This window comes from Microcystis sp. LE19-8.1F, from assembly GCF_027531715.1.
Lineage (GTDB): Bacteria > Cyanobacteriota > Cyanobacteriia > Cyanobacteriales > Microcystaceae > Microcystis > Microcystis wesenbergii_A.
In genome coordinates this window covers 22561-29236 of sequence record NZ_JAPZSO010000244.1, presented here as the reverse complement: position 1 = coordinate 29236, position 6676 = coordinate 22561, and the positions used below count along the sequence as shown (strand labels likewise).

Sequence of the window (6676 nt, the reverse complement as noted above, 5' to 3'; positions counted from 1 at the left end):
TCCCCTCAAGAAACACGGTCGTCGTGCTAAGAGTCTTTTTCGCTTAGGTTTTGACCATCTTCGTCATCTGATTCTTAACCCTTCTTTGCCTAATCATCGGGATTTTCTTCATTCCCTACAATTTTTGTCCTGTACTTAGACGGCGGCATTATCCGCTTGTTGCAGATATTCTTTTTCCTCCTCCTCACTATTACAAAATCCATCCATAACGCAACGAATTGAGCCAATAATACCATTAAGAGGGGTGCGTAATTCGTGGGAAGTATTCGCCAAAAATTGGTTTTTTAATTGATTAGCATTTTCTGCTTCTTGCCAACTCTTAACTATTTCCTCTCCCCAAAGGCGTAAACGTTCGAGCATTTCCTCTAAGGCCGAGGCTAACTGATTAATTTCTCGAATATTAAAGTTTTGAAGTCCAATCTTTTGCGAAGGAATTTTATGAATATTTAAGGCATAATCTCGCAGTTTTTCTAAAGGTCTAGCTAAATCCCTGGCAATCAGTACAATAGCTACTAAATAAGCTAATAATAAACCAGAAATCAGATAAAAAATTGCCTCCCAAATTTGTTGTAGAGGAGCGAGAGCTTGAGGGAGGGGACTAATGGCTAAAACTACCCATTGTTGGGACGATTCTCCCGTAACTGGACTGGGGAGGGAACTATAACCAGCGACTAATTCTTTGCCATCTTTCTCGAAAGAAAATAAATGCAAGAAATTTTGTTTTCCTCGGATAGCATTACTGATAATACTATTTAAGCGTTCAGCATCAGCTTCTTGACTGATATGCTTACCAATGCGATGAAAATAGGGATGAGCGAGAATAATGCCATTTTCAGAAATAACCACGGGATAACCTGACAAAGAACCGGGTAAAACCTTCTCACCGTAAAGTAGAGAAGTTTGCAGAATCAGACTAGATTGTAATTGTCCTTGATTATCGTAGATGGGAACGGCAAAAACTAATTCTAATTGACGATTATTATTGAGAGATTTAATTAGAAATTTTCGGGGTAAACTTCTAACTAAAATATTTTCGATATTACCAGCAAAGCTAGTCCGTTTTTCTGCCCATCTTTCTAGAGGCAAAACTTTGATCATTTCTGGTTCACAGGCTCGATTTAATAAAGATTTCTTGGTCTTAATATCAATTAATTCCACACAGTTAATCTGATTAGGAAGCGGCGCGGTGAATTGTTGTAAAAAAGCTTCTTTTTCGGCTAAGTTTCCCTGTTTTAAAACCAGACTTTCGCCAGCAGTGATAAGATTGGCCTGCAAAAGTTGAATTGATTGCTCAATATTATCTGCCTTTCTGATGGCACTTTCGGTAAGATTTTGACGGGCCGTTTCCAAAAAAGCTGATCGCGCCTTACGATAGGTGACATAAACTCCCATTAGTAGTACAGGTACACTGACTAGGAGTAGGCGAGAGAGCAGAATACGACGAAAGGAGGATTGACCGATAGGCATAGGCGGAAATTGGTTTGATTCTTGCTATCAAACTCCAGACTATACTAGCCTATTAACCAATCGGACCGGGTGATATCCCCGAGCATTTGCCATGAATCGTCCTCACACCACCGTTATTTTAGCCATGAGTGCCGATGGTAAAATTGCCGACGCCTACCAGTCGGCGGCCAGGTTTGCCTCTGCTACCGATAAAATGCGTCTAGAACAACATTTATCCCCCATGGATGCCGCTTTATTCGGTGCTAACACCCTGCGCGCTTATCACACCAGTCTTCCTATCCGTCATGGCGATTTTCTCGCATACCGTCAACAACGGGGATTATCTCCGCAGCCGATACAGATCGTTTGTTCTTATTCAGGGCAGCTTGATCCCCAGATGAAATTTTTTCAGCAGCCTTTCCCGCGCTGGTTAATCACGGCAGCGGAAAAAGTGGCGGCATGGGAAAATCGGGGTTTATTTGAGCTTGTCTTAGTCTGCGGTGATTGGAAGGCTATTTTTAGTCAATTTACCGACCTAGGTATCAAAAAGCTGGCGATTCTGGGAGGAGGTGAATTAATTGCCTCTCTTTTAGCTGAAGATTTAATCGATGAAATCTACCTAACCATTTGTCCGTTGCTGTTAGGAGGCAATAAAGCGGCAACTCCCCTGGGGGGAACTGGATTTATGGCTGATTCTGCCAGAAAATTACAACTTTTGAGCGTGGAAACCGTACAAGAAGAAATTTTCTTACATTATTCCCTTGAACGAGATTCCCACAAATCTCAAAACTAGATTACCTTAAATAAAAAGGTTGACTTATCTTGTCCCATGGTAGAACAGCTTAAACCCCAATATTCTGTCGCTTGGATTGATAAAATGAGTGAGATTCCCCAACAAAAATGGGATGCTCTCGCTCAACCCCTAACTACTCCCTTTCTAGAGTGGGAATGGTTACATAATATCGAAACTTCCGGCAGCGCCACGGGACGCACGGGGTGGCAACCTGCTCATCTAACCGTTTGGCGCGGTGCTGAGTTAATTGCCGCCGCTCCTTTGTATATTAAAAGTCATAGTTACGGTGAATTTGTCTTTGACCACCAATGGGCAGATCTTTCCCATCGTTTGGGGATTAGATACTATCCGAAACTGTTAGGAATGACCCCTTTTACTCCGGCGGTGGGTTATCGTTTTTTAATTGCTCCGGGGGAAAATGAACTGGAGATTACTGCTTTAATGATAGCGGCGATCGATCATTTTTGTGATCAAAATAATCTGTCGGGTTGTCATTTTCTTTTTGTGGATTCCCAATGGCGAATTTTCATGGAAAATTTTGGCTTTACTCCCTGGTTACACCATAGTTATATTTGGAATAACAAAGGTTTTGAAAGTTTTGAAGACTATCTGACGGTTTTTAATGCTAATCAACGCCGCAATATTAAACGGGAACGGAAAGCGGTGACTAATGCGGGGTTAATTATTAAAACTCTGGCTGCCGAGGAAATTCCCCATCATTTATTCCCGTTAATTTATCGGTTTTATAGCAGTACCTGTGATAAATTTTACTGGGGAAGTAAATACCTGACACAGAAATTTTTTGAACAATTATATCCGAATTATCGTCAGCGAGTGGTTTTGATTACTGCCTACCAAAATGAAAAAGATACTAAACCGGTGGGTTTATCTTTTTGTATTCGCAAAGATACTAATCTTTATGGTCGTTACTGGGGCAGTTTTCAAGAGTACGACTGTTTACATTTTGAAGCTTGTTACTATCAACCGATCGATTGGGCAATTAGTCAAGGTATTACCATGTTTGACCCGGGTGCGGGAGGACAACATAAAAAAAGACGGGGTTTTCCCGCTACTGCTAATCACAGTTTACACCGTTTTTATCATGGCAAAATGACTCAAATTATCCGCAACTATATCCAGGAAATTAATCAAATGGAACAGGAAGAAATTGAGGCAATCAATCAAGATTTACCCTTTTCTAAGAGAGAAATTGAGTTTAACGAGTAATTTAGATAGGGTTTGTCCCTGGGTGCCTCTCATTTTTGTAAATCTACTGAGTTGGGATTTTTAAAGGGAAACTATCTTCTAAAATTGGTCATTACTTCCGATTTTATCACTCAATCCTAGGGTTGATTCATGGTAGGGTTGATTCATGAATCAACCCTACCCGTTGGGGACGCAAGCGCCGTCCCCAAACCCCGGAGCGCATTAGTTTTTCGGTGGGATGCTTACAGGCAGCTGCTGATATATTTGTAATAATTTAAGAGTCACTGATAATTGCTAATTGTCCGTATTTCTGCAAATGCGAGATGGAGCCATTGTCTCTATTAGTGCAATCAACTATGAATACGAGGTTCTGGGTGCAGAGTAGTGAGAATTTCACTTTCGATCGCCCCTAGGGTTTCTAAGCGTTGGTCGATCACTGTCCGTTCAAAATAATCCGCTGCTAATAGCCAATAAATACCATAATGACGGGCTTCGGAAGCCATTAAACCGCGATAAAATTGAGCTAATTGAGGATCGGGACAATATTCTCCCAATAAACCTAATCTTTCGTGGGAACGCGCCTCAATTAAAGCTGATATTAACAGAGAATCCAAAAGGCGATCGGGTTCTTGGTGACGAATCTGGGCCTTTAATTTAGCACCATAGGGGGGAGAATTCAAGGGAGCGAGGGGAATTCCCCATTTATCTAACCATTGATTGACCTGTTCAAAATGTTCTAATTCCTCTTGGGCGATCGCCGTTAATTTCCGCACGAGGGAAGCGTAGGAAGGATAACGAAACATGAGATTTAAGGCCACTCCTGCCGCTTTTCGCTCACAATGGGAATGATCGAGCAGAATAATCTCTAAATTATTAATTGCCTGTTCTATCCAATCCTCAGAGGTGGCACTGACTAATAAATTAATCTTTCCCATCGTCGCTGATTCCAATGTGCTGCATCTTTTACCCTAACCCAAAAAGTCGAACAACACCAGTCAAAAACTAAGGACACGGCTTCTGTGATAGCCTAGATGATCGGTGAAGCATAAACACGGCCAATCAATCAGATGGATTTTTTACTGGAAGTCGGTACAGAAGAACTACCCGCAGATTTTGTCGATAGCGCGATCGCACAATTGCAGGAAAGAGTTAGCAAGAGTTTAGAGACGGAATCTCTGGACGCGACTGCTATTCAAGTTTACGCAACCCCGCGCCGTTTGGCCGTGTTAATCACAGGATTACCGAGGGAGCAAGAGGCTCGCAGCGAGGAGATAAAAGGACCGCCAGTTAGTGCCGCCTACAAAAATGGTCAAATTACCCCCGCTGGTGAGGGTTTTGCTCGAAAACAGGGAGTTAGCACCGCTGCTTTCTCCATTCGTGCCACAGACAAAGGAGAATTTGTCTATATTGAAAAAACGATTCCAGGTCGTCAAACAGCCGAGATTTTAACTGAATTAATTCCCCAATGGATTACCCGTTTGGAAGGAAGACGTTTTATGCGTTGGGGAGATGGAGATTTAAGATTTCCCCGGCCAATTCGTTGGTTATTAACTTTAGTGGATGGGGAAGTTTTGCCCCTAGAATTAATTAATGGCTCTACCACTTTAACCAGCGATCGCTTAACTTTTGGTCATCGCATTCTACACCCGCAATCCTTAGCCATTAGTCATCCCCAAGCATATTTAACCAGTTTGCGATCGATTTTTGTGGAAGCGGATCCGCAAGTGCGTCAACAGATAATTACTGATCAGATTACCACCCTAGCCAAAAAGCTGGAGGGAGTGGCAGAAATTCCCGCAGATTTATTAGCAGAAGTGACTAACTTAGTCGAATATCCCACGGCAATTGTCGGCAAATTTGACGATGAATTTCTGGAATTACCCCCAGAAGTAATTATTACCGTGATGGTGACACATCAGCGTTATTTCCCAGTGAAAACTCCCCAGGGTTTGTCACCCTATTTCATCACTATTTCCAATGGCGATCCCCAGAAATCTGAGATTATCTCCGCAGGAAATGAAAGGGTTATCCGCGCGCGTTTAGCTGATGCCAGATTTTTTTATACTGCCGATTGTGATGAACCCTTAGATAGTTTTCTTCCCCAACTGGAAACCGTCACTTTCCAAGAAGAATTGGGAACCATGCGCGATAAAGTCGATCGAATTATGGAAATTGCCCAGATGATCGTCGAACAGTTAAATCTCGATGAACAAAGTCGCAATGATATAGAGTCCACTGCCATGCTTTGTAAAGCGGATTTAGTTACCCAAATGGTTTACGAATTCCCCGAATTACAGGGAGTAATGGCCGAAAAATATGCTTTAATTAGTGGTGAATCGGCTGTAGTTGCCCGGGGCATTTTTGAACATTATCTGCCTCGCAATTCTGGGGATATACTCCCGGAAACAATCACCGGTCAAGTGGTGGGAATTGCTGATCGATTAGATACTTTAGTCGGTATTTTTGGACTGGGAATGCTGCCCACTGGTTCCTCAGATCCCTTCGCTCTCCGTCGGGCTGCCAATGCAATAATTAGTATTATCTGGTCAGCCAATTTTAATATCAATCTTTTGGCATTAATTGAGCAAATAGCTCAGGATTTTGTCACCAGTCATCACGATAAAGCTAACCCGGCCAATCTGATTAAAGATTTCTTTTTACAACGTCTGCAAACTCTCTTAATTGATGATTTGAGGATAGATTATGATCTCGTTAATGCAGTTTTAGGGGAAAACGATCCGGAGTATAAGTCTCGCGCTTTAGAAAATTTATTAGATACCCGTGAACGCGCCCGCTTTTTATGCCAAATTCGTCAGGATGGTCAGTTAGCCAACATCTATGAAACCGTCAATCGCTCCACCCGTTTAGCACAAAAAGGAGATTTAGATACAACTACCCTAGAAGCCAAGGCAATCATCGATACGGAGTTATTTGAACAATCCTCCGAACAGGCATTTTATGACGCTTTAATTGCCCTAATTCCCGAAACTATCAGCGCAAGAGAGCAAAGAGATTATCAGCGTCTCGTCACTGCTTTAACGGCAATTTCTCCCCTGGTGGCTGACTTTTTTGATGGCGAAAATAGTGTGTTAGTTATGGCAGAAAAAGAATCTGTCCGTCGCAATCGTTTAAATCTGTTGGGTTTACTGCGAAATCACGCCCGAGTCCTAGCAGATTTTGGGGCAATTGTCAAGGGATAATTCAGTTATCAGTTATCAGTTATCAGTTATC

The 6676-nt window shown here is 42.2% G+C and carries 4 protein-coding genes and 3 pseudogenes; 5 read left to right on the top strand and 2 right to left on the bottom strand.

The genetic code is table 11. The features are described from left to right. Positions 1–139 (top strand): annotated as a pseudogene (locus O9334_RS22220) (IS4 family transposase); the annotation flags it as partial. Here O9334_RS22220 and O9334_RS22215 read toward each other — a convergent pair. Next, positions 139–1467: pseudogene (locus O9334_RS22215) on the bottom strand (histidine kinase dimerization/phospho-acceptor domain-containing protein); the annotation flags it as partial. The pseudogenes O9334_RS22220 and O9334_RS22215 sit on opposite strands and share 1 nt — an antisense overlap. 91 nt (positions 1468–1558) lie before the next feature. On the opposite strand from O9334_RS22215, the gene O9334_RS22210 reads away from it, so the two are divergent. From O9334_RS22210 to O9334_RS22980, 3 genes and pseudogenes are all read left to right on the top strand, one after another. Then, positions 1559–2239 carry a RibD family protein gene (locus O9334_RS22210; RefSeq protein ID WP_045360025.1) on the top strand — a complete coding sequence of 227 codons (681 nt, stop codon included), beginning with the start codon at positions 1559–1561 and terminating at the stop codon, positions 2237–2239. A gap of 36 nt (positions 2240–2275) precedes the next feature. Next, entirely contained in the window at positions 2276–3466 is a 1191-nt protein-coding gene (locus O9334_RS22205) for a GNAT family N-acetyltransferase (RefSeq protein ID WP_288002596.1), read from the top strand. A 51-nt stretch (positions 3467–3517) separates the two neighbouring features. Beyond that, positions 3518–3723 (top strand): annotated as a pseudogene (locus O9334_RS22980) (hypothetical protein). A 72-nt stretch (positions 3724–3795) separates the two neighbouring features. Here O9334_RS22980 and O9334_RS22200 read toward each other — a convergent pair. Further along, a complete protein-coding gene (locus O9334_RS22200; RefSeq protein ID WP_288002593.1) occupies positions 3796–4380 on the bottom strand; it encodes a MiaE family protein in 585 nt (194 codons plus the stop codon). Positions 4381–4512: 132 nt separating this feature from the next. Between O9334_RS22200 and glyS the strand changes: the two genes are divergently transcribed. Beyond that, positions 4513–6645 (top strand): glycine--tRNA ligase subunit beta, encoded by a 2133-nt coding sequence (gene glyS / locus O9334_RS22195; protein ID WP_288002591.1) that lies wholly within the window; start codon positions 4513–4515, stop codon positions 6643–6645. Positions 6646–6676: the final 31 nt, after the last annotated feature.

What these genes read in the sequence shown, in the direction of transcription:
- O9334_RS22210 (WP_045360025.1), top strand. Translation starts at nt 1,559, where the DNA reads ATGAATCGTCCTCACACCACCGTTATTTTAGCCATGAGTGCCGATGGT.
- O9334_RS22205 (WP_288002596.1), top strand. Translation starts at nt 2,276, where the DNA reads ATGGTAGAACAGCTTAAACCCCAATATTCTGTCGCTTGGATTGATAAA.
- O9334_RS22200 (WP_288002593.1), bottom strand. Translation starts at nt 4,380, where the DNA reads ATGGGAAAGATTAATTTATTAGTCAGTGCCACCTCTGAGGATTGGATA.
- glyS (WP_288002591.1), top strand. Translation starts at nt 4,513, where the DNA reads ATGGATTTTTTACTGGAAGTCGGTACAGAAGAACTACCCGCAGATTTT.